The organism is Pseudomonas sp. LB3P31 (assembly GCF_054897945.1).
This window is the reverse complement of sequence record NZ_CM142710.1, coordinates 1,219,422-1,240,506: the sequence shown is the minus strand read 5'-3', so window position 1 is coordinate 1,240,506 and position 21,085 is coordinate 1,219,422. Positions and strand designations below refer to the sequence as shown.

Genomic DNA, 21,085 nt, shown 5'->3' with positions numbered 1-21,085 from the left:
TGAATGGGCGTTCTGTGAAATCCAAGAGCAGCAGGGCTTGCAGCTTGCGCAAGCAGACATTGACATGGTGGGGGTCGTTGGTTCGAGTCCAATCGCGCCTACCAAACAAAATCCGCTCTGCTGGGCGGTCTAGAAGGGCTCACCGAAAGGTGGGCCCTTTTTTGTTGTTTGGGATTTGGAAAGCTTTTGCAAAACCACTTCTTATGCGCGAGCACCCGCCGGCGTTGAGTTGAACAATGCCCAATTTGTCTACATAATGACTATGTCACTGGTTCAAGGATGGCTTTTCTGAAGGGTCTATCAAGCGCTGATAGGTCTTTCTACTCCAAAATCCGCACCGGTGAGGTTGCTAGTAGCGGACCGAGCTACACTAAAACGGTTGGCATATTCTCCAAGGGTGAGACGTCATGTCTAAAACCACTGTTGTGTCCTTCGCAGAAAAAAAGGCAGAGCTTCACACCAAAGCCGATTTTCTGGACTTGCTTGACGATGACATCAAGAGTCAGCCTGATAGCATTAAGCCCATTCCTACTGGGCTCCTGAACAGGATCCAGGCTCTGCGACTAAAGGCTGAACAAAATCGCCGTAGCGAGCTTCTGGAAGGCTAAAATCACGTGACGGAAAGCACGCTGAATATCGTGAACGGGTGGGCATTATATGCCCACCCGTTTTTCTTGGGGCGCCTTGAAGCGCTTACCGCAGAGGTCGAGAGAGCTGCTGCGAAGAACCCTGACGGGTTTCATCACCATCCGTCCTACAAGCTGCTTGATGCCGTGACCGAAAACATCATGGTCAACGTGCCTGCTAATCCGGCGCATCCCAATTACCGTCAAGGTACAACGTTGGGAAAAACCAACAAGCATTGGCTTCGCGTTAAAAAGCAAGGGATGGCTCCCCGATACCGCCTTTTCTTCCAGTTTCGCTCGGACGCCCCCAAAACTATCATCTATGTTTGGCTCAATGACGAATCTACACTGCGCAAAGCTGGCGACAAAAGTGATGTGTACGCCGTCTTTGCTTCGATGATTAAAGTGGGGGGCAAGGTGCCTAGCGCATTTGCAGAACTTCTGGCGGCTAGCAAAGCCTACGGTGTGCCTGGCGAGGCGTTAGAGGCAGAAAGGGAGGGTGTCATTTCGGTGAAAGATTAGATCCGACCTCAAGGGGCAGGTTTATTCGGTGACGAAAAAGCGAAGTGCACCATTCATCGGAACCCACGCACGATCAAGCAGTTAGTGAGTCGATGTAGTACCTCAAAAAAAGAAGGTTTCTATGCGACCTCTGATCCTCGATATGCCCAATGGCCGTGAGCTGATAGACGAACTTGATTTTGCGACCGGGCAGATGATGTCCCTTTCCGTCGAACACATCGGCGGCGCGAAATGGCTTGAAGCTACCAGACGACAGCAGCAGGCTTTCACCAATTGGCGCGAGTACCTTCATCGCATGGCTGACTGGAGAATTCGTGTCGATGCACTGAACGTCGCTTAGCCCGCGATTTCAGCAGCAACCACATACGCAGGATGCTGTTTTGTTCACCTGCAAGCAGTTGAGGGGGGGGGGGCGCTCGGTCTGGTGCTCCATATGTAAACCCAAACCGCACAATCCCCGATCCTCGTATGCGCGCCGCTTTCCACTGCAAATTGGTCCTTCAAGCTCATTCCAGAAAAAGGACCCGAACCATGCAAGGAAGCCGCTTTCCCAAGTACCTCGCGCTATTCCTGATACCCCTGATAGCCGCCTGTACAGCGACCCCAACCAGCGAAACCCCCCACGCGCACTCACCACCCATCGACAACTGCGCAGTTGGCTGCCCAATTGGCGGCGGGGCGCTCACCTTGACTCGCTACGCCTACACCCTGAACAACAACAGTTCGACCAAATTCGCCAACTGGGTGGCGTACAAAGTCACCCCATCATCCTCGGCGATGAACCGCCCACGAGTCTGGAAAACCGACCCGGATATCCCACCAGGGGAAACTCTCGCGCCAGCCGACTACACCGGCGCCAATGCCGCGCTGAAGATCGACCGCGGCCACCAGGCCAATCTGGCGTCAATGGGCGGGGTGTTCGATTGGCAGTCACTGAATTATCTGTCGAACATCACCCCGCAGAAATCTGATCTGAACCAGGGGGCGTGGGCGCGGCTTGAGGATCAGGAGCGCGGCCTGAGCCGGGATCCTGCCGTTGATGAAGTGCACGTGATGACGGGGCCGCTGTATGAGCAGTTTGTCGGCGTGTTGCCGCGCACGGACAAGCAGCACACGATTCCGAGCGGCTACTGGAAGATCATCTTTATCGGGCGCTCGCCGGAGCAGGGGCTTTACGCCTCGTTCGTGATGAATCAGGACACTCCGCGTGGCGCCAGCTTTTGTGACTACCAGGTGACGGTTGCGCAGATTGAGCAGCGCTCGGGACTGACGTTCTGGGGCGGGTTGCCGCTGGTTGCGCAGGCGACGTTGAAGACGACTGGCGGCCAGCTGGCCGAAAGAATGGGCTGTGACTAGCGGCTAGTTTAGGATCAACGCAAGCCACAAATCCCACCAGAAAACCATGGAAATCAGCATCAAGCCGCACGCGCTGGCGAACGCCAGACACACCCAGTCTGAAACCACCATTCGCAGAATCATTTTTCCACTCCTCTTGGCGGGACGTGGGCTTAGGCTAGTTGAACTTATGCAACGGCGGGCTGTCCGAGCGGACCATTTGTGTATCCTCAGAGGCTCGTACGACGAAAGGAGCTTAGTCGAGGAGTAAGCGCAGTCGGCTTCGATGAGCTACTACTGACAGACCTATCCTGGTGCTGAAAGGGGACTATCAATGCTCACTCACTGGTTGCTGGCGGCGGTTCATCTATTGGCTTACGGGCTGGGCTTCTGGGCGGTATTGTCTCGGGGCACGGCGTTTCGGCGACTGGCAGCCGGCGTGGCAGAGCCGCGCAGCGTATTGATTGCCGATAATCTTTGGGGCGTCAGTGCGGTGATCCTGCTGGTCACCGGCGGCATGCGCGCCTTTGGCGGTTACGAGAAGGGCACTGACTACTATCTGCATCAGCCGCTGTTCCACCTGAAGATGACGCTCTTCGTGCTGATCTTGCTGTTGGAATTGGCGCCGATGATCACGTTGATCAAATGGCGGATGGCACTGGGGCGAAGCGGGGCAATAGATACGGGTCGCGCAAAGCTGTTTGCGCGGATCAGTCATGTGGAGGCAATGCTGGTGTTGCTGATGGTCGTGGCGGCCACGGGCATGGCGCGGGGCGTGACGTTCAGGTAGTCAGGGCAGGTTCAGGTGCGTTGCAGCACAATCTTAGCCAGCCGAGGCTCAAGGGCGAACGGGCTGGCTACTGACTGCCACTGGATCAGGGTTGCGGCTTGTCCGGTGCAGTCAGGCCAGCCTGAATGCGCTGGTAGATCTCTTCGCGGTGAACCGCGACATCCTTCGGGGCATTGATGCCAATCCTGACTTGCTGGCCGCTGACGCCGAGGATGGTGATCGTAATGTCATCACCAATATTTATGCTTTCACCGACTTTGCGGGTGAGTATCAGCATGGTCTTCTCCTTGATTGCTTTGTAGGGCACCTGATTCGAACAGTGCAGAGGTCGGTGGTACGTATAGATTAGTGCGAAGTCTCACAGTTTGGGTGCCTCTTTCTGACGCGCAGATGCTGCATTAATTCCCAAGGCGTAACTATACAGAGGCGGCACCCATCATTCTCGTTGTTTTATCTCGATTTTGCGGCCCTAAAGAACTATTCATGAATGCTAAAATGCGCGCTTTCAGCATTCAGAGGGACAGCTTGTGCGCAAATTGGTCTGGGTAGTCGCAGTACTGGCATTGGCAGGGTGCGATGAAGGCAAGCGTGCTGACGTGCCAAAGCCTCAGCCGGCAGTGGTTGCGGCGCCCGCTGCAGCCGCCGCGCCACAGTGGGATCTGGAAGTGCGGGGCGAGATAACCCAGGCCGTGAGCGACCTGAGCGGCTGGTTGATCGAGCACAGTTTCATTTCCAGCGTGGTCAGGGAAAACGGCAAGACGCGCATTCTCATGGGGCCGTACAATTCCAGAGCCGAGGCCGAAGCCAAGCAGGCCGAGGTGCAGGCTGCACTGGTCAAGGCGAAAAAACAGAATATTGAACTGCTGGTGATCGAGCGTCAGCCAGGCCAGTAAGGAAGTACCCACAAAAAAAGGCCCCGGTATCAACCGGGGCCTTTTTTTTTCTCGCGCGCTCAGCCGCAGGCTTTCAGGTCCACCGGGCCAACGTATTCATTGCCGCGACCCATCACGCACGCCACGGTCTGGTTGCGCTGGCTTTCCCAGGCCTGCACCGGATAGGTCTTGTTCCACGCTTCGTACAGCTGGCGATCCTGCTTGGACAGGCGCAACCCGTACTGTTTGCTCATATAGAAGTAAGTGCGGGCGATCATGCCGCGAATCGACGGACGCGGCATGACCTTCTTCGCCTTGAAGTCGACCTGGGTCAGGCACGAGCCATATTGCCCCGACTGCACCGGCAGCCAGCCGAAGCTGAAGTTGCTGCGATCGCCGTTGACCTCGCCGATGCTCGGCACCAGGTTATGCAGGTCGGCCTCGGCCTTCTGGTACACCGCATCGTAACGCGTGCAGTTCTTGCGCCCGCCGTCTTGCCAGCATTGGCGCTGATGACCAATCTGCCACGCCGGCACGATGTGTTCCCACTCGATACGGGCGGCGCGCTTGGCATTCTTGCGCGGCACGTAGCCGCAGGCCGACAGGTTGACCTTGTTGCCGGTGTACTTGCAGCCGCAATAGAACTCGGTCGATTGCGGTGCGTAGAGTTTCCAGGCGACTTTCTTGGCTTCCGAGAAGGTACGAGGGGCGGCTGCCTGGGCGCCCATGGCGCAGAACAGCAGCAGTAAAGCTACACAACGGACACTCATTGACTCAATCTTCCTTCGGCACAACCCAGAAAATCTGCACGCCGCCATCGTCGCGGTAGGCGAGGGTGACGTTATCGTTTTCATCGATTTCTTCGAGCAGTTGCTCCCATTCGTCCACCGGCTCATCCGGCAGGCGAAAAATCAGCGCCGCCTTGGCTTTCTGGGCGGTGGGGGAGTTGATGATTTTCTGGACGCGCATGCCCATGCGGGCATAGGTGTCGGGAGAGGCAGAGGAAGTGGCCACGGAATTATCCTTATTAAGCTGTACGTGCATACAGTATAAAACTGTAGGCAATATCGCAACTGCTTAAAATTCAAGAAATTCCTCTGACAGCGGTTTTTCCACTTTGGTGTAGCGGCAGGCAGGTTTTTTATCGGCAGCTGACCACTGCTGGAGTGGTCAGGGCTGCCCGACCGGAATCGGTCGGGCAAGGAGGGGATCAATACTCCCAGAACATCCGTTGCAGTTCCTTGCTGTCATTGGTCTTGGTCAGCGCGACCATGGCCAGAATCCGCGCCTTCTGCGGGTTCAGGTCGTGGGCTACCACCCAGTCGTTCTTGTCGTCTGGTTGCTCGGCGTTACGCAGCACGAAGCCGCCGGCATTGACGTGGGAAGAACGGATGATTTGCACGCCATCCTTACGCAGTGCCTGCAGAGTTGGAACGACCCGCGAAGACACCGAACCATTGCCGGTACCGGCGTGGATGATGGCTTTAGCGCCGGATTGCGCCAGGGCTTTGTACGCGGTATCGCTGACATTGCCGTAGGAATAGGCGATTTCGACGGAAGGCAGGGACTTGATGTCCTTGATGTCGAATTCCGAGTCCATGGTGTGGCGCTTGGCCGGCAGGCGGAACCAGTAGGATTTGCCTTCAACTACCATGCCCAGCGGACCCCAGGCACTTTTGAACGCCTCGGTCTTGATGTTGATCATCTTGCTGACGTCACGCCCCGACTGGATCTCGTCGTTCATGGTCACCAGTACACCTTTGCCTCGTGCGTCCTTGCTGCTGGCGACGGCCACGGCGTTGTACAGGTTGAGCATGCCATCGGCGGACATCGCGGTGCCCGGGCGCATGGAGCCAACGACGACGATCGGTTTGTCGGTTTTCTCCACCAGGTTCAGGAAGTACGCGGTTTCTTCCAGGGTGTCGGTGCCATGGGTAATGACGATGCCATCGACGTCACTGCTGTCGGCCAGTTCCGCCACGCGGCGGCCCAATTGCAGGAGATTGTCGTTGGTGATGCTTTCGGAAGCGATCTGCATGACCTGTTCGCCACGCACGTTGGCCAGCTGACTCAGTTCCGGCACGCCGGCAATCAATTGCTCGATGCCGACTTTCGCCGCCTGGTAGGTGGCACTGTTGGCCGCACTTGCGCCGGCGCCGGCGATGGTGCCGCCGGTGGCGAGGATCACCACGTTGGCGAGTTTCTGTTCGGTTTGGGTTTCTTTTGCCTGGAGCGCGGCAGGCAGGAGGAGTAGCAGGGCCAAAGTGCCCGGAACGAAGGACTTAAGAGCAGATGTCATTATTTTTTTCTCTCTTGTGGTGAGACTGTGCTGATTGCAGGTCTTCCAAATGGCCCCGGCACATCTGGATGCCGGGGTGAGAGTGAGGGAGCAGGATCCATACCATCTGTATTATGTTACGAAATTATTTGCAACATCATGATCTGTAACGATTTTTATGAATCAGCACACGGCAGTGTGCAGTTCGCTCGTCCGGGGTTCCGAACAACGGCAATCTTTTTGTTCGGAAGACCGAAAGTCCCTGCGCATTCTGTTGAAATGCACGTTTAACGCTGAATAAGGGGCGCGCCCTAAAGAAACCGCGATGCCAGCCGATGCCCATGTAATGGATTCGTTTAAGAGGGATTGAAGATGTCGTTGACCGTCAGTTTATCCAACGCGCGTGTTATCAACATTGGCAACAAGCCTGCGGATAGCGCTGTGAAACCTGCAGCTGAAGCCACAGCACAGCCTGCGACTACGGAAGAAGCCGATAAAAAACCTCTAAGCGTCGCGCCTGCCCAGCAAGACTCGAAAACCGAGAGCAGCAGTAGCAGTCAGAGCATTGCCGTGCAGATGCTGCTCAAGCGCATGAAGGAACTGCAGCAACAATTGCGCGAACAACAGCAGCAACTGGCGGCGACCCAGGCGACCAAATTTGCCAACGAGGAAGCCAAGACCACGGCCGTCATGGCGATTCAACAGCGGATTGCCGATACTGCCGGGGCGATTGCGCAGGTGGCTGGCGCGCTGGCCAAGGCTCTGACGGAAGGCTCTACCAGTGGCAGCATGGTCAGCACTTCAGTCTGACGTCAGCCAGACACAAAAACGCAGTTTCAAATCGTTGACAAATCGCCGCAGGGTTCGCATAGTTCGGTCTTCGCAAACGTTTGCGCAGCATTCTGATAGCCTGACCCTACAGGACGCTGTATAGCCTACGCCAGCGCAAGCGTTGCTCACAATAATCATAAGATCGGAGTGAACCCATGAAGCTGCCATTCGCTGGACGTCTTCTCGCTGTCGCCATGCTGGCTGCCGCATCCGCCGCATTGCCTGTCTCCTCGGCCTTCGCCGAAACCCCGGAAAAACCTAAAGTCGCGCTGGTCATGAAATCCCTGGCCAACGAGTTCTTCCTGACCATGGAAGACGGCGCCAAGGCTTATCAGAAAGTACACTCCGCCGATTTCGACCTGATCTCCAACGGCATCAAGGACGAGACCGACACCGCCGGGCAGACCCGTATCGTCGAGCAGATGATCCTCGCCAAGGTCAACGCCCTGGTCATTGCACCATCGGATTCCAAAGCCATGGTGCCGGTGATCAAGAAAGCCATCGATGCCGGTATCACCGTAATCAACATCGACAACCAGCTCGACCCGGCCGTGGTCAAGAGCAAGAACATCAGCGTGCCTTTCGTAGGGCCGGACAATCGCAAGGGTGCGCGTCTGGTCGGTGAGTACCTGGCCAAGCAGCTGAAGGCCGGTGACGAAGTGGGCATCATCGAAGGCGTGTCCACCACCACCAACGCTCAGGCTCGTACCGCAGGCTTCAAGGATGCGATGGAAGCGGCGCAGATCAAAGTGGTTTCCCTGCAGTCCGGCGACTGGGAAATCGACAAGGGCAACAAGGTAGCCGCCTCGATTCTCAGCGAATACCCGCAAGTCAAAGCCCTGCTGGCCGGTAACGACAGCATGGCCGTCGGCGCGGTGTCTGCCGTGCGCGCGGCAGGCAAGGCCGGCAAGGTGCAGGTGGTGGGCTACGACAACATCAACGCCATCCAGCCAATGCTCAAGGACGGTCGCGTCCTCGCTACTGCGGACCAGTTTGCTGCCAAGCAGGCGGTGTTCGGCATCGAGACTGCCTTGAAGATCATCAAGAGCGAGAAAGTCGACAGCGGCGCCAACGGCGTGATCGAAACCCCGGTCGAGCTGGTGACCAAGTAGTCCTTCTGGTGACGCAAGGTGCTCGCTCTTCCTGAGCGAGCGCATGGAGAGTTTTTATGTCAGTTTCCGCTGCGAACGCTGTCCTTTCGGTCAGCGGTATCGGCAAGACCTACGCCCAGCCGGTCCTCACCGGCATCGACCTGACGCTGATGCGCGGCGAAGTGCTGGCGCTGACCGGTGAAAACGGCGCGGGTAAAAGCACGCTGTCGAAGATCATCGGCGGGCTGGTCACGCCGACCACTGGACAGATGCAGTTCCAGGGCCAGGATTATCGGCCTGGTAGCCGCACCCAGGCCGAAGACCTGGGCATCCGCATGGTCATGCAGGAGCTCAACCTGCTGCCGACCCTGTCAGTGGCGGAAAACCTGTTCCTGCACAATCTGCCGAGCACCGGTGGCTGGATCAGTCGCAAGCAATTGCGCAAGGCGGCAATCGAGGCCATGGCTCAGGTCGGGCTGGACGCGATCGACCCGGACACCCTGGTCGGCGAACTTGGCATCGGCCACCAACAAATGGTGGAGATTGCGCGCAACCTGATCGGTGACTGTCATGTGTTGATCCTCGACGAACCGACGGCCATGCTCACGGCCCGGGAAGTCGAAATGCTGTTTGAACAGATCACCCGCCTGCAAGCGCGCGGTGTTTCTATCATCTATATCTCCCACCGCCTCGAAGAACTGGCGCGGGTGGCCCAGCGCATTGCGGTACTGCGCGACGGCAACCTGGTGTGTGTCGAGCCAATGGCCAACTACAACAGTGAGCAACTGGTCACCTTGATGGTCGGCCGCGAGCTTGGCGAACACATGGAAATGGGCCCGCGCAGCATTGGCGCGCCGGCATTGACGGTCAAGGGCCTGACCCGTTCCGACAAGGTTCGCGACGTGTCCTTCGAAGTGCGCGCTGGCGAGATTTATGGCATTTCCGGATTGATCGGGGCAGGGCGCACCGAACTGCTGCGGCTGATTTTCGGCGCGGATATCGCCGACAGCGGCACGGTGGCGCTGGGTTCGCCGGCACAGGTGGTGAGTATCCGTTCGCCGGCCGACGCGGTCGGTCACGGCATCGCCCTGATCACCGAGGACCGCAAGGGTGAAGGCCTGCTGCTGACGCAGTCGATCAGCGCGAACATCGCCCTGGGCAACATGCCGGTGATTTCCAACGGCGGCTTCGTCAACAACGGCGACGAGATGTCCCTGGCCCAGCGCCAGATTGACGCGATGCGCATCCGCAGTTCCAGCCCGACGCAGCTGGTGTCGCAGTTGTCCGGCGGCAACCAGCAGAAAGTCGTGATCGGCCGCTGGCTCGAGCGCGATTGCTCGGTGATGCTGTTCGATGAGCCGACCCGGGGCATCGACGTCGGCGCCAAGTTCGACATCTATGCCTTGCTCGGTGACCTGACCCGCCAAGGCAAGGCGCTGGTGGTGGTCTCCAGCGACCTGCGCGAGCTGATGCTGATCTGCGACCGCATCGGCGTGCTGTCGGCTGGACGCCTGATCGACACATTCGAGCGCGATAGCTGGACCCAGGATGATTTGCTTGCTGCCGCGTTTGCCGGCTACCAAAAACGTGATGCGTTGCTCAACGAAGCAGCGCCTAGGGACCCTCAATGAAAACTGCAACGCCTGTGGGCAAACGTAGTGGCAACTTCTACGGCCTCGGTACCTACCTTGGCCTGGCCGGTGCCTTGCTGGCAATGATCGCGCTGTTCTCGGTGCTGAGCAGCCACTTCCTGTCCTATGACACCTTCAGTACCCTGGCCAACCAGATCCCCGACCTGATGGTGCTGGCGGTCGGCATGACCTTCGTGTTGATCATCGGCGGCATCGACCTGTCGGTAGGCTCGGTATTGGCGCTCGCCGCCTCGGCGGTCAGCGTGGCGATTCTGGGCTGGGGCTGGAGCGTCCTGCCGGCGGCCTTGCTCGGCATGGCGATTGCCGCACTGGCCGGGACCATCACCGGCTCGATCACCGTGGCCTGGCGCATTCCATCATTTATCGTATCGCTGGGCGTGCTGGAGATGGCCCGTGGCGTCGCGTACCAGATGACTGGCTCGCGCACTGCGTACATCGGCGACGCCTTTGCCTGGCTGTCCAATCCGATCGCGTTCGGCATCTCGCCATCGTTCATCATCGCCTTGCTGATCATCATCATCGCCCAAGCGGTGCTGACCCGCACCGTGTTTGGCCGCTACCTGATCGGCATCGGCACCAATGAAGAGGCCGTGCGCCTGGCGGGGATCAATCCCAAGCCCTACAAGATCCTGGTATTCAGCCTCATGGGGCTGCTGGCCGGGATTGCCGCGCTGTTCCAGATCTCGCGCCTGGAAGCGGCGGACCCGAATGCCGGTTCCGGCCTGGAGCTGCAGGTGATCGCCGCCGTGGTCATCGGCGGTACCAGCCTGATGGGCGGCCGCGGCTCGGTGATCAGTACTTTCTTTGGCGTGCTGATCATTTCGGTACTGGCGGCCGGGCTGGCGCAGATTGGCGCGACCGAACCGACCAAACGCATCATCACCGGCGCCGTCATCGTGATCGCCGTGGTGCTCGATACTTATCGCAGTCAGCGCGCAAGCCGGCGGAACTGAGTCATGGCAACCATCAAGGACGTCGCCGCACTGGCGGGAATCTCCTACACCACGGTGTCCCACGTGGTGAACAAGACCCGTCCGGTCAGCGAAGAAGTGCGGGTCAAGGTCGAAGCGGCCATCAAGACCCTCGACTATGTGCCAAGCGCGGTGGCCCGCTCGCTGAAGGCCAAGACCACGGCGACCATCGGCTTGCTGGTGCCCAACAGCCTCAACCCGTACTTCGCCGAACTGGCGCGGGGTATCGAGGATTACTGCGAGCGCAATGGTTACTGCGTGATCCTGTGCAACTCCGACGATAACCCGGACAAGCAGCGCAGCTACCTGCGGGTGCTCCTGGAAAAACGCATCGATGGCCTGATCGTCGCTTCAGCCGGTGGCGATGCCGGGCTGGCGGAAGGCCTCGCCGCTGTGCGCACGCCAATGGTAATCGTCGACCGCAGCCTGGAAGGCGTGAACGCCGATATGGTGCGCATCGACCACGAATACGGCGCCTACCTGGCGACCCGGCACCTGCTGGAACTGGGGCATCGGGACATTGCCACGATCGGCGGCCCGGCCACTACCAGCGTGGCGCAGATGCGTCTGGCCGGCTTCTGCCGTGCGCTGCAAGAGGCCGGCATCGAGGTGTCGCAAGAGCGCATGCTGGAAAGCGATTTCACCAGCACCGGCGGTTACGCTGCGGCGGCAGTATTGCTGGACAACAACCCGCCCAGCGCGATCTTCGCCGGTAACGACATGATCGGCATCGGCGTGCTGCGTGCGGCTGCCGAGCGCAACATCCGCGTGCCGAGCGAGCTGTCGGTGATCGGCTTCGACGACATTCAGATGAGCCGCTACGTGTACCCGGCCCTGACCACCGTCGGTCAGTCGATCCTGCAGCTCGGCGAAATGGCCGCCGAAGTACTTTTGCGAAGGATCGCCACCCCGGCCATGGCCACCGATCAGCGGATCGTGACCCCCAGTATTGTCCTGCGAGAATCGACAGCGCCGTTGGCCGGAGTGTTTGTCGAGTACCGCTGAACCAACAGCATCACTGAACAGAATTGACGAGTAGTGACGAATGCCAGCAAAAGTAGCGGTAATAGGCAGCCTGAACATGGACCTGGTCACCCGGGCGCCACGGCTGCCCCGTGGCGGTGAAACCCTGATTGGCCAGTCGTTCGCCACGGTGTCCGGTGGCAAGGGCGCCAACCAGGCAGTCGCCGCGGTCAGGCTGGGCGCGCAGGTATCGATGGTCGGCTGTGTCGGCAGCGACGCTTATGGCCGGGAGCTGCGCGATGCGCTGCTGGCCGAGCAGATCGACTGCCAGGCGGTCAGCACCGTCGAGGGTTCCAGCGGAGTGGCGCTGATCGTGGTCGACGACAACAGCCAGAACGCCATCGTGATCGTCGCCGGCGCCAATGGTGCGCTCACCCCGGCGGTTATCGGCTGCTTCGATACGGTGCTGCAGGCGGCCGATGTGATCATCTGCCAGCTGGAAATTCCCGATGCCACGGTTGGCCATGCGCTCAAGCGCGCCCGTGAGCTGGGCAAAACCGTAATCCTCAATCCGGCGCCAGCCAGCCGCCCATTGCCGGCCGAGTGGTACCCCAACATCGATTACCTGATCCCCAATGAAAGCGAGGCCACCGCCCTGAGCGGTTTGCCAGTGGATTCCCTGGACACCGCCAAGGCGGCCGCGACCCAGCTGATCGCCATGGGCGCCGGCAAAGTCATCATCACCCTGGGCGCCCAGGGCTCGCTGTTCGCCGATGGCAAAAGCTTCGAGCATTTCCCGGCGCCAAAGGTGAAAGCGATCGACACCACCGCCGCCGGCGACACCTTCGTCGGCGGTTTTGCCGCTGCGCTGGCCAATGGTCAGGGCGAAGCCGCCGCGATCCGGTTTGGCCAGGTGGCCGCAGCGCTTTCGGTAACCCGTGCCGGCGCGCAACCCTCGATTCCTACCTTGTCCGACGTACAGGCCTTAAAGACCCAATGAAAAAGACTCCCTTGCTCAACGTCGCACTGTCGCGACTGATCGCCTCCCTGGGGCACGGCGACATGGTCGTGATCGGCGACGCCGGCCTGCCAGTGCCGGCTGGCGTCGAGCTGATCGATCTGGCCCTGACCCATGGCATCCCCGATTTCATCAGCACCCTGAAGGTGGTGCTCAGTGAGATGCAGGTCGAGAGCCACGTGCTGGCCCAGGAAATTGTCGATAAACAACCGACGTCGCTGGCGACCCTCGACGAGCTCGATACCGCGGGCGAACTGGGTCGGCGCGAGCTGCTCAGCCATGACCAATTCAAGGTGCTCAGCCGACAGGCGCGAGCGATTGTGCGGACCGGCGAATGCCAGCCGTACTGCAACATCGTGCTGATCGCCGGAGTGACCTTTTAGAGATTCGACATCAACGTTTCCCCACGCACAAGGAGTGCTTTATGCACCGCTATGCTCAGAAACTGCACCAGCTGATCCGGAGTTTGCTGCTTTTGTCCTTCATCACTGCAACAGGCGCCCAGGCGGCGGAAAAGATCGACCTGATCATCGACACCGACCCGGGTGCCGACGACGTGGTCGCCTTATTGTTCGCCCTGGCCTCGCCGGAAGAATTGAACATTCGTGCGCTGACCACCGTGGCCGGCAATGTGCGCCTGGACAAGACTTCCCGGAATGCCCGACTGGCCCGCGAGTGGGCAGGGCGCGAGGAAGTACCGGTGTACGCCGGTGCGGCCAGGCCAATGATGCGCACACCGATTTACGCCGAGAACATCCATGGCAAGGAAGGCCTGTCGGGTGTCACGGTGCATGAGCCGAAAAAAGGTCTGGCTGAAGGCAATGCGGTCAATTACCTGATCGACACCTTGAAAGCGGCCAAGCCCCACAGCATCACCATCGCCATGTTGGGCCCGCAGACCAACCTGGCCCTGGCGCTGATCCAGGAGCCCGAGATCGTCCAGGGCATCAAGGAAGTGGTGATCATGGGCGGCGCGCACTTTAATGGTGGCAACATCACTCCGGTGGCCGAATTCAACCTGTTCGCTGACCCCCAGGCAGCAGAAGTGGTACTCAAGAGCGGCGTGAAGCTGACCTACCTGCCACTCGACGTGACGCACAAGATCCTCACCAGCGAATCGCGCCTGAAGCAGATCGCGGCACTGAACAACAATGCCAGCAAACTGGTCGGCGATATTCTCAATGAATACGTCAAGGGCGACATGGAACACTACGGTATGACCGGCGGTCCGGTGCACGACGCCACGGTCATCGCTTACCTGCTCAAGCCTGAGCTGTTCAGCGGTCGCGACGTCAATGTGGTGGTGGACAGCCGCGAAGGCCCGACCTTTGGCCAGACCATCGTCGACTGGTACGACGGCCTGAAGGCGCCGAAAAACGCTTTCTGGGTTGAAAACGGCGACGCCCAGGGATTCTTCGACCTGCTGACCCAGCGTCTGGCTCGTCTGAAGTAACCCGCCGATTCCCGCAGGTGCCAGCCTGCGGGATTTACTTGCCTGGCGTGTATGTCACGCCCATGTAATGCGCCGGGTATTTCTCGAATACCTGGGTGATGAACGACTGGGCCGCTTCGGTGCCCAGCTCCTTGACCAGAAGATCTATGCCGATGATTGCCAGTTCCTCAGGGCTGCCGGGGCTGTAGGAACTGTGGCCCTGCGGCCACTTGGCCTTGATGTCGGCGTCGATACTTACGGTGGTCATGAATAGCGCTCGTGAAAGGGTTGAAGTCAGTTAGCGAAGTTAACCATTTTGCGCGACGTTTGGCACTCCGACTTAGGCATGAGGGGAGGGCTATGCGACACTTGGTCTTTGAAGATTGTCCAAGGACCACCCCGTGCAAATCGATTTGAACACGCCCGACGGCTTGACCCTGGATGCCGTTCGCCAGTTGCTGGCGTCTGCCAGTGACGATGAGCACACGCAGCTGCGGGTTACCCGTGGCGGGATCGCCTACATTTCATCAGGAGTCGTCGGCGGCACCGATATCGCAGGGCTGCTGTTTCGCCTGGAGACCTGGGCCAAGGGTTCCGGTTATGTCGGGCTTGTCGCTGCCAGCGATCAGGTCTGGGTGATGCAGATTTATAACGCCCTGAAAGAGAACTGGCCGAACCCGCCGTTTGACTACATCGACGTCTACTAGCGTTTGTTCATGGGGCTATTCATATTCAGTCACGATTGAACAATGATCAGCAGTGTGGAGGTCAGGCAAACTTGGCAATTGTCCCAGTCAAGGGCAGGGTGCTATCACCCATAGTGAAACCAACCACCAGAATGGTGGTCGCACGATCTCAGCTTAATTATTGAAAAGAGGAGGCTTCATGCCTTGGAAGCTCGCGTCATTGGGTACTTTGTTGGCCGCCACGCTGCTGGCTGGTTGCAGCAGTACGTCCTCCGAGTCGGCAACAGATCCTGTAACGTCGACTGAATCGGGTCATAGCCGCTGTGAAGCAAAGGCTGCCGAATTCGCCATCGGCAAAAAAGCTTCGCCTGAATTGCTGGAGCAGGCGCGCACTCGCGCAGGCGCGCAGAACGCCCGTTTCCTGCTGCCCGATGACATGGTCACCCTGGAATACCGCTCCGATCGCCTCAACCTCAACACCGATGCAACTCGGGTAGTTTCCCGCGTCAACTGCGGCTGACAGCGTCCGGCTTTTGTTGCGCGCATAAAAAACCCCGTCACATGGACGGGGTTTTTTTAGTGCGGCTGAAAATTACTCAGCGCGTACTTGTGCAGCTTGCATACCCTTTTGGCCTTTCTCAGCCACGAAGGAAACGGTCTGGCCTTCTTTCAGGCTTTTGAAACCGTCGCTTTCGATAGCTTTGAAGTGTACGAACAGGTCGTCACCGCCACCTTGAGGAGTGATGAAGCCGAAGCCTTTTTCATCGTTGAACCACTTAACGGTGCCGGTTTGGCGATTAGACATGGTGTATCTCCAAGAAACATATATTTTTCAGTACTGTGCTGCTCAGGCCAACTGGGCACACCGGGGTATCATAGTCGAAATGTTCGCTTTGGGAGCCCCCCGGAGGCACTGTTTGCCCTACAGTCACGCTTGCTTTGCTGCTCAAATTGGCTGAAAGCCCCGATTTAAAGGGCTTTCAGCCGAAGGTAAAGACGATAAAAAAACCTGAAAAACATGAAATATTTGTAAGAAAAGTCAGTTTTCGGGGGCTTTTTTGCGCTCGTCAGGGCTGAAAAAGGGCTCGGTCGGGCTTATTTTTTCGGCGGCGGAGCGGCTTTGCAGGAAGCGATCTGAGTCAGGGCTTTCTGTTTCAGCGCGTCACTGGCCTTGTTGTCCATCAGTGCCTGGATGTCGCTGGCCGGGTACGACTTGATCGCATCGGCGCCACAGGCGCAATGGGACTTGGCAGCAGCGGCGCCGATCTGCGGCGTGGCCGCCTGGGTGCACTGAGCCATGTATTTCTCGCGCTCGCCCTTCGGCCAGTCCGCGTGAGCGGCCAGTGGCAGCAGCAGGACGGCGGGGGCGACGATGGCGAATAAACGATTCAGACGCATGCGGGGATGCTCCTTGTGGGTCAATGTCTTGTTATCTGAGGGGTAAAACCCGGTTCAAGTTCAGCACTCTGGCATAAAAAGCCGCGATTTGCCCTCGCTGCAAGCAGTCTCGCATCGACGACCGGTCATCTGTGCTAGCATGCTGCGCTCGGGCGTTTGCAGGCTCCGGTGACCTTCAGTCCCGGTGGCGGCACCGGCCCGAATAACCCTGATTTGAATCCCAGTCACTCTGGTTCGGTTTCCGGTTGGCCGCAAGGCTCCTGCCGCTGTAAGGCAGGCGTTCGTCATTGAATGGCCTGGATCGGATCTTGTACTGGCTCATCCCAACCCACGTGACCTTTGGTAGGGGTCACCACTAGGAGAGGAGGCGCCATGCCAACTATTACTCTTCCCGACGGCAGTCAACGTTCATTCGATCACCCGGTTTCCGTAGCCGAGGTCGCCGCATCCATTGGTGCCGGCCTGGCCAAGGCCACCGTGGCCGGCAAGGTCAATGGTCAACTGGTCGACGCCAGCGACATCATCAGCAGCGATGCCACCCTGCAAATCATCACGCCAAAGGATGAAGAGGGGCTGGAGATCATTCGCCACTCTTGCGCCCACCTGGTTGGCCACGCGGTCAAGCAGCTGTACCCGACGGCCAAGATGGTCATCGGTCCGGTCATCGACGACGGCTTCTATTACGACATCGCCTTCGAACGTCCTTTTACTCCGGACGACATGGCCGCCATCGAACAGCGCATGCAGCAGCTGATCGAGAAAGATTACGACGTGATCAAGAAAGTCACTCCGCGCGCCGAAGTGATTGAAGTGTTCAAGGCCCGTGGCGAAGACTATAAGTTGCGCCTGGTCGAGGACATGCCGAACGAGCAGGCCATGGGCCTGTACTATCACGAAGAATACGTCGACATGTGCCGCGGTCCGCACGTGCCGAACACGCGTTTCCTCAAATCCTTCAAGCTGACGAAGTTGTCCGGCGCCTACTGGCGTGGCGATGCCAAGAACGAGCAATTGCAGCGCGTCTACGGCACCGCTTGGGCTGACAAGAAGCAGCTGGCGGCTTACATCCAGCGCATCGAAGAAGCCGAGAAACGCGATCACCGCAAGATCGGCAAGCGCCTGGGCCTGTTCCACACCCAGGAAGAGTCGCCGGGCATGGTGTTCTGGCACCCGAACGGCTGGACCCTGTACCAGGTGCTCGAGCAGTACATGCGCAAGGTTCAGCGCGACAACGGCTACCTGGAGATCAAGACTCCGCAAGTTGTTGACCGCAGCCTGTGGGAGAAATCCGGGCACTGGGCCAACTACGGTGACAACATGTTCACCACCCAGTCGGAAAACCGCGACTACGCGATCAAGCCGATGAACTGCCCGTGCCACGTGCAGGTGTTCAACCAGGGCCTGAAAAGCTACCGCGAGTTGCCGATGCGCCTGGCCGAGTTCGGTGCCTGCCACCGCAACGAGCCATCGGGTGCGCTGCACGGCATCATGCGCGTGCGTGCCTTCACCCAGGACGACGCCCACATCTTCTGCACCGAAGAGCAGATGCAGGCCGAATCCGCAGCGTTCATCAAGCTGACCATGGACGTCTATGCCGATTTCGGCTTTAAAGACGTCGAGATGAAACTGTCCACTCGTCCGGAAAAACGCGTCGGTTCCGACGAATTGTGGGATCGCGCCGAGGCGGCACTGGCTGCAGCCCTTGATAGCGCGGGCCTGCCGTACGATTTGCAGCCGGGCGAGGGTGCTTTCTACGGTCCGAAGATCGAGTTCTCGCTGAAAGATTGCCTTGGCCGCGTCTGGCAGTGTGGTACCCTGCAGCTCGATTTTAATCTGCCTGTCCGTTTGGGAGCCGAATACGTCTCCGAAGACAACAGTCGCAAGCACCCGGTTATGTTGCATCGGGCGATCCTCGGGTCCTTCGAACGTTTCGTTGGAATCCTGATCGAGCACTACGAGGGAGCATTCCCCGCGTGGCTGGCTCCGACCCAGGCAGTGATCATGAACATCACTGACAAGCAGGCTGATTTCGCCGCTGAAGTTGAAAAAACTCTCAACGAAAGCGGATTTCGTGCCAAGTCTGACTTGAGAAATGAAAAGATCGGCTTTAAAATCCGCGAGCATACTTTGCTCAAGGTTCCCTATCTCTTGGTTATCGGAGATCGGGAAGTCGAGATGCAGACTGTCGCTGTGCGTACTCGTGAAGGTGCTGACCTGGGCTCGATGCCCGTCGCCCAGTTCGCTGAGTTTCTCGCGCAAGCGGTTTCCCGGCGTGGTCGCCCAGATTCGGAGTAATTACTATTAAGCGTGAAATGAGACAAGATAAACGAGCTGCACCGAAAGCCCCGATCAACGAGAATATCTCGGCACGTGAGGTTCGGTTAATTGGGGCTGAAGGCGAGCAGCTTGGGATTGTGTCAATTGAAGACGCGCTTCTTAAGGCTGAAGAAGCCAAGCTCGATTTGGTGGAGATTTCCGCCGATGCTGTACCTCCTGTCTGCAAGCTGATGGACTACGGCAAATCGATCTTCGAAAAGAAGAAGCAGGTTGCCGCAGCCAAGAAGAACCAGAAGCAGATCCAGGTTAAAGAAATCAAGTTTCGTCCAGGGACGGAGGAAGGGGATTACCAGGTAAAACTGCGCAACCTGGTACGTTTCCTGAGTGATGGGGACAGGGCCAAGGTATCCTTGCGATTCCGCGGCCGTGAGATGGCCCACCAGGAGCTGGGGATGGAACTCCTCAAGCGAGTTGAAGGTGACTTGCTCGAGTACGGTTCGGTCGAACAGCATCCGAAGATGGAAGGACGCCAGCTGATCATGGTCATCGCCCCGAAAAAGAAGAAGTAATCAATAGGGCACGGCAGGCCTTCTGATTATGTTTATCAACTGAATGCGGAGTACCGAACATGCCAAAGATGAAAACTAAAAGTGGTGCTGCTAAGCGGTTTCTGAAAACTGCTAACGGTATCAAGCACAAGCACGCTTTCAAGAGCCACATCCTGACTAAAATGTCGACCAAGCGTAAGCGTCAACTGCGCGGTAGCAGCTTGCTGGCACCGTGTGACGTAGCAAAAGTCGAGCGCATGCTGCGCCTTCGTTAATTTAGTCAAGAATAGAGGAAGTAACTAATGGCTCGTGTAAAGCGTGGCGTCATTGCCCGTAAACGTCACAAAAAAATTCTGAAACTTGCTAAAGGCTACTACGGCGCTCGTTCGCGCGTATTCCGTGTTGCCAAGCAAGCGGTAATCAAGGCAGGCCAATACGCCTACCGTGACCGTCGTCAGAAAAAACGTCAGTTCCGCGCTCTGTGGATCGCTCGTATCAACGCTGGTGCACGTATCAACGGTCTGTCCTACAGCCGTTTCATCGCCGGCCTGAAAAAAGCGTCCATCGAGATCGACCGTAAGGTTCTGGCTGATCTGGCAGTGAACGAAAAAGCGGCGTTTGCTGCGATTGTCGAGAAAGCTAAAGCCACCTTGGCTTAAGTACCCCCGACAGTCACCTGCCTCACCTCTGTGGGGCCAGGTGTTAAACGTCATAAATAGGGGAAGAGCCTTCAAGCTCTTCCCCTATTTTGTATCTGGAGTCTGTACATGGAAAACCTGGATGCGCTGGTCTCTCAAGCACTAGAGGCTGTGCAAAGCGCTGAAGATATCAATGCCCTGGAGCAAATCCGGGTTCACTACCTTGGCAAGAAGGGCGAATTGACTCAGGTGATGAAGACCCTGGGAAATCTGCCGGCAGAAGAGCGTCCGCAAGTCGGCGCCCTGATCAACGTTGCCAAGGAGCGTGTCACAGAGGTTCTCAATGCCCGCAAGGCACTGTTTGAAGAGGCCGACCTGGCCGCCAAACTGTCTGCCGAGTCCATTGACGTGACCCTGCCTGGCCGCGGCCAGACCTCGGGTGGGCTGCATCCGGTTACTCGTACGCTGGAACGGATCGAACAGTTCTTCACCCACATCGGCTACGGCATTGCCGAAGGCCCTGAGGTCGAAGACGACTACCACAACTTCGAAGCGCTCAACATCCCAGGCCACCACCCGGCCCGGTCGATGCATGACACCTTCTATTTCAATGCCAACATGTTGCTGCGCACCCATACCTCGCCGGTACAGGTCCGCACCATGGAATCGAAACAGCCGCCGATCCGCATCGTCTGCCCAGGCCGTGTGTACCGCAGCGACTCCGATATCACCCACTCGCCGATGTTCCACCAGGTTGAAGGCCTGCTGGTCGATCGCGACATCAATTTCGCCGACCTCAAAGGCACCATCGAAGAGTTCCTGCGGGTGTTCTTCGAGAAAGAACTGGCGGTGCGCTTCCGTCCTTCGTACTTCCCGTTCACCGAGCCATCCGCTGAAGTCGACATGGAATGCGTGATGTGCAGCGGTAAAGGCTGCCGGGTCTGCAAACAGACCGGCTGGCTGGAAGTCATGGGCTGCGGCATGGTTCACCCGAACGTGTTGCGCATGTCCGGGATCGACCCGGAAGAATTTTCCGGCTTTGCCTTCGGCATGGGCGTCGAGCGTCTGGCCATGCTGCGTTACGGCGTGAACGACTTGCGTCTGTTCTTCGACAACGACTTGCGGTTCCTCGCGCAATTTCGCTAGTCGTAACGAAT

At 58.2% G+C, this 21,085-nt stretch carries 28 protein-coding genes; 21 read left to right on the top strand and 7 right to left on the bottom strand.

Going from position 1 to position 21,085, the window contains the following annotated elements; genetic code table 11:
• Positions 1–407: 407 nt before the first annotated feature.
• From ACYZTK_RS05590 to ACYZTK_RS05570, 5 genes are all read left to right on the top strand, one after another.
• Positions 408–608: a hypothetical protein gene (locus ACYZTK_RS05590; protein WP_462013534.1), complete on the top strand. Its 201-nt coding sequence runs from the start codon at positions 408–410 to the stop codon at positions 606–608.
• Between the two features lie 6 nt (positions 609–614).
• The gene (locus ACYZTK_RS05585; protein ID WP_462013533.1) at positions 615–1,148 is read left to right on the top strand and encodes a type II toxin-antitoxin system YhaV family toxin; all 534 of its coding nucleotides are present in this window, start codon (positions 615–617) and stop codon (positions 1,146–1,148) included.
• 121 nt (positions 1,149–1,269) lie between these two features.
• Entirely contained in the window at positions 1,270–1,488 is a 219-nt protein-coding gene (locus ACYZTK_RS05580) for a hypothetical protein (protein WP_462013532.1), read from the top strand.
• Between the two features lie 191 nt (positions 1,489–1,679).
• Complete coding sequence (locus ACYZTK_RS05575; RefSeq protein WP_462013531.1) at positions 1,680–2,504, top strand: DNA/RNA non-specific endonuclease; 825 nt, start codon at positions 1,680–1,682, stop codon at positions 2,502–2,504.
• A 313-nt stretch (positions 2,505–2,817) separates the two neighbouring features.
• Entirely contained in the window at positions 2,818–3,273 is a 456-nt protein-coding gene (locus ACYZTK_RS05570; RefSeq protein ID WP_462013530.1) for a DUF2214 family protein, read from the top strand.
• 85 nt (positions 3,274–3,358) lie between these two features.
• Here ACYZTK_RS05570 and csrA read toward each other — a convergent pair whose 3' ends face one another.
• The gene (gene csrA, locus ACYZTK_RS05565) at positions 3,359–3,550 is read right to left on the bottom strand and encodes a carbon storage regulator CsrA (RefSeq protein WP_017337657.1); all 192 of its coding nucleotides are present in this window, start codon (positions 3,548–3,550) and stop codon (positions 3,359–3,361) included.
• A gap of 250 nt (positions 3,551–3,800) precedes the next feature.
• On the opposite strand from csrA, the gene ACYZTK_RS05560 reads away from it, so the two are divergent.
• Positions 3,801–4,166 carry an SPOR domain-containing protein gene (locus tag ACYZTK_RS05560; RefSeq protein ID WP_462013529.1) on the top strand — a complete coding sequence of 122 codons (366 nt, stop codon included), beginning with the start codon at positions 3,801–3,803 and terminating at the stop codon, positions 4,164–4,166.
• Between the two features lie 59 nt (positions 4,167–4,225).
• Here the strand turns inward: ACYZTK_RS05560 and ACYZTK_RS05555 are convergent, their stop codons facing one another.
• The 3 genes from ACYZTK_RS05555 to ACYZTK_RS05545 all read right to left on the bottom strand — a co-directional run bounded on the left by ACYZTK_RS05555 (position 4,226) and on the right by ACYZTK_RS05545 (position 6,444).
• The gene (locus ACYZTK_RS05555) at positions 4,226–4,915 is read right to left on the bottom strand and encodes an endonuclease (protein WP_462013528.1); all 690 of its coding nucleotides are present in this window, start codon (positions 4,913–4,915) and stop codon (positions 4,226–4,228) included.
• Between the two features lie 4 nt (positions 4,916–4,919).
• Positions 4,920–5,189 carry a DUF1654 domain-containing protein gene (locus tag ACYZTK_RS05550; protein WP_462013527.1) on the bottom strand — a complete coding sequence of 90 codons (270 nt, stop codon included), beginning with the start codon at positions 5,187–5,189 and terminating at the stop codon, positions 4,920–4,922.
• A gap of 166 nt (positions 5,190–5,355) precedes the next feature.
• On the bottom strand, positions 5,356–6,444 hold the full coding sequence (locus ACYZTK_RS05545) for an asparaginase (protein ID WP_462013526.1): 1,089 nt from the start codon (positions 6,442–6,444) through the stop codon (positions 5,356–5,358).
• Positions 6,445–6,795: 351 nt separating this feature from the next.
• Between ACYZTK_RS05545 and ACYZTK_RS05540 the strand changes: the two genes are divergently transcribed.
• The 8 genes from ACYZTK_RS05540 (at position 6,796) to ACYZTK_RS05505 (ending at position 14,402) form a co-directional block, all read left to right on the top strand.
• Positions 6,796–7,233, top strand: coding sequence for a hypothetical protein (locus tag ACYZTK_RS05540; protein WP_462013525.1), 438 nt, complete (start codon positions 6,796–6,798; stop codon positions 7,231–7,233).
• A gap of 176 nt (positions 7,234–7,409) precedes the next feature.
• Positions 7,410–8,366, top strand: coding sequence for a substrate-binding domain-containing protein (locus ACYZTK_RS05535; RefSeq protein WP_462013524.1), 957 nt, complete (start codon positions 7,410–7,412; stop codon positions 8,364–8,366).
• Between the two features lie 56 nt (positions 8,367–8,422).
• The gene (locus tag ACYZTK_RS05530; protein ID WP_462013523.1) at positions 8,423–9,976 is read left to right on the top strand and encodes a sugar ABC transporter ATP-binding protein; all 1,554 of its coding nucleotides are present in this window, start codon (positions 8,423–8,425) and stop codon (positions 9,974–9,976) included.
• On the top strand, positions 9,973–10,950 hold the full coding sequence (locus tag ACYZTK_RS05525; protein ID WP_462013522.1) for an ABC transporter permease: 978 nt from the start codon (positions 9,973–9,975) through the stop codon (positions 10,948–10,950). Before ACYZTK_RS05530 ends, ACYZTK_RS05525 begins: the two co-directional genes overlap by 4 nt.
• 3 nt (positions 10,951–10,953) lie before the next feature.
• Positions 10,954–11,973: a LacI family DNA-binding transcriptional regulator gene (locus ACYZTK_RS05520; RefSeq protein ID WP_462013521.1), complete on the top strand. Its 1,020-nt coding sequence runs from the start codon at positions 10,954–10,956 to the stop codon at positions 11,971–11,973.
• A gap of 40 nt (positions 11,974–12,013) precedes the next feature.
• Entirely contained in the window at positions 12,014–12,931 is a 918-nt protein-coding gene (gene rbsK, locus ACYZTK_RS05515; protein WP_462013520.1) for a ribokinase, read from the top strand.
• Entirely contained in the window at positions 12,928–13,332 is a 405-nt protein-coding gene (gene rbsD, locus ACYZTK_RS05510; RefSeq protein ID WP_462013519.1) for a D-ribose pyranase, read from the top strand. Before rbsK ends, rbsD begins: the two co-directional genes overlap by 4 nt.
• 41 nt (positions 13,333–13,373) lie before the next feature.
• On the top strand, positions 13,374–14,402 hold the full coding sequence (locus ACYZTK_RS05505; protein WP_462013518.1) for a nucleoside hydrolase: 1,029 nt from the start codon (positions 13,374–13,376) through the stop codon (positions 14,400–14,402).
• A gap of 34 nt (positions 14,403–14,436) precedes the next feature.
• On the opposite strand, the gene ACYZTK_RS05500 is transcribed toward ACYZTK_RS05505, so the two are convergent.
• Complete coding sequence (locus tag ACYZTK_RS05500) at positions 14,437–14,649, bottom strand: hypothetical protein (protein WP_462013517.1); 213 nt, start codon at positions 14,647–14,649, stop codon at positions 14,437–14,439.
• A 133-nt stretch (positions 14,650–14,782) separates the two neighbouring features.
• Here ACYZTK_RS05500 and ACYZTK_RS05495 point away from each other — a divergent pair, with 133 nt between their 5' ends.
• On the top strand, positions 14,783–15,088 hold the full coding sequence (locus tag ACYZTK_RS05495; RefSeq protein WP_462013516.1) for a hypothetical protein: 306 nt from the start codon (positions 14,783–14,785) through the stop codon (positions 15,086–15,088).
• Between the two features lie 178 nt (positions 15,089–15,266).
• The gene (locus ACYZTK_RS05490; RefSeq protein WP_462013515.1) at positions 15,267–15,587 is read left to right on the top strand and encodes an I78 family peptidase inhibitor; all 321 of its coding nucleotides are present in this window, start codon (positions 15,267–15,269) and stop codon (positions 15,585–15,587) included.
• 72 nt (positions 15,588–15,659) lie between these two features.
• Here ACYZTK_RS05490 and ACYZTK_RS05485 read toward each other — a convergent pair whose 3' ends face one another.
• Positions 15,660–15,872 carry a cold-shock protein gene (locus ACYZTK_RS05485; RefSeq protein ID WP_007905882.1) on the bottom strand — a complete coding sequence of 71 codons (213 nt, stop codon included), beginning with the start codon at positions 15,870–15,872 and terminating at the stop codon, positions 15,660–15,662.
• 290 nt (positions 15,873–16,162) lie between these two features.
• Complete coding sequence (locus ACYZTK_RS05480; protein ID WP_462013514.1) at positions 16,163–16,465, bottom strand: hypothetical protein; 303 nt, start codon at positions 16,463–16,465, stop codon at positions 16,163–16,165.
• 372 nt (positions 16,466–16,837) lie between these two features.
• Between ACYZTK_RS05480 and thrS the strand changes: the two genes are divergently transcribed.
• The 5 genes from thrS to pheS all read left to right on the top strand — a co-directional run bounded on the left by thrS (position 16,838) and on the right by pheS (position 21,074).
• Positions 16,838–18,760, top strand: coding sequence for a threonine--tRNA ligase (gene thrS, locus ACYZTK_RS05475; RefSeq protein WP_462013513.1), 1,923 nt, complete (start codon positions 16,838–16,840; stop codon positions 18,758–18,760).
• On the top strand, positions 18,760–19,311 hold the full coding sequence (gene infC / locus ACYZTK_RS05470; RefSeq protein ID WP_176469887.1) for a translation initiation factor IF-3: 552 nt from the start codon (positions 18,760–18,762) through the stop codon (positions 19,309–19,311). The genes thrS and infC overlap by 1 nt, the downstream gene beginning before the upstream one ends.
• 59 nt (positions 19,312–19,370) lie before the next feature.
• On the top strand, positions 19,371–19,565 hold the full coding sequence (gene rpmI / locus ACYZTK_RS05465) for a 50S ribosomal protein L35 (RefSeq protein ID WP_008145659.1): 195 nt from the start codon (positions 19,371–19,373) through the stop codon (positions 19,563–19,565).
• Positions 19,566–19,592: 27 nt separating this feature from the next.
• Positions 19,593–19,949, top strand: coding sequence for a 50S ribosomal protein L20 (rplT, locus tag ACYZTK_RS05460; RefSeq protein ID WP_007905879.1), 357 nt, complete (start codon positions 19,593–19,595; stop codon positions 19,947–19,949).
• A 108-nt stretch (positions 19,950–20,057) separates the two neighbouring features.
• Entirely contained in the window at positions 20,058–21,074 is a 1,017-nt protein-coding gene (gene pheS, locus ACYZTK_RS05455; protein WP_007905876.1) for a phenylalanine--tRNA ligase subunit alpha, read from the top strand.
• Positions 21,075–21,085: the final 11 nt, after the last annotated feature.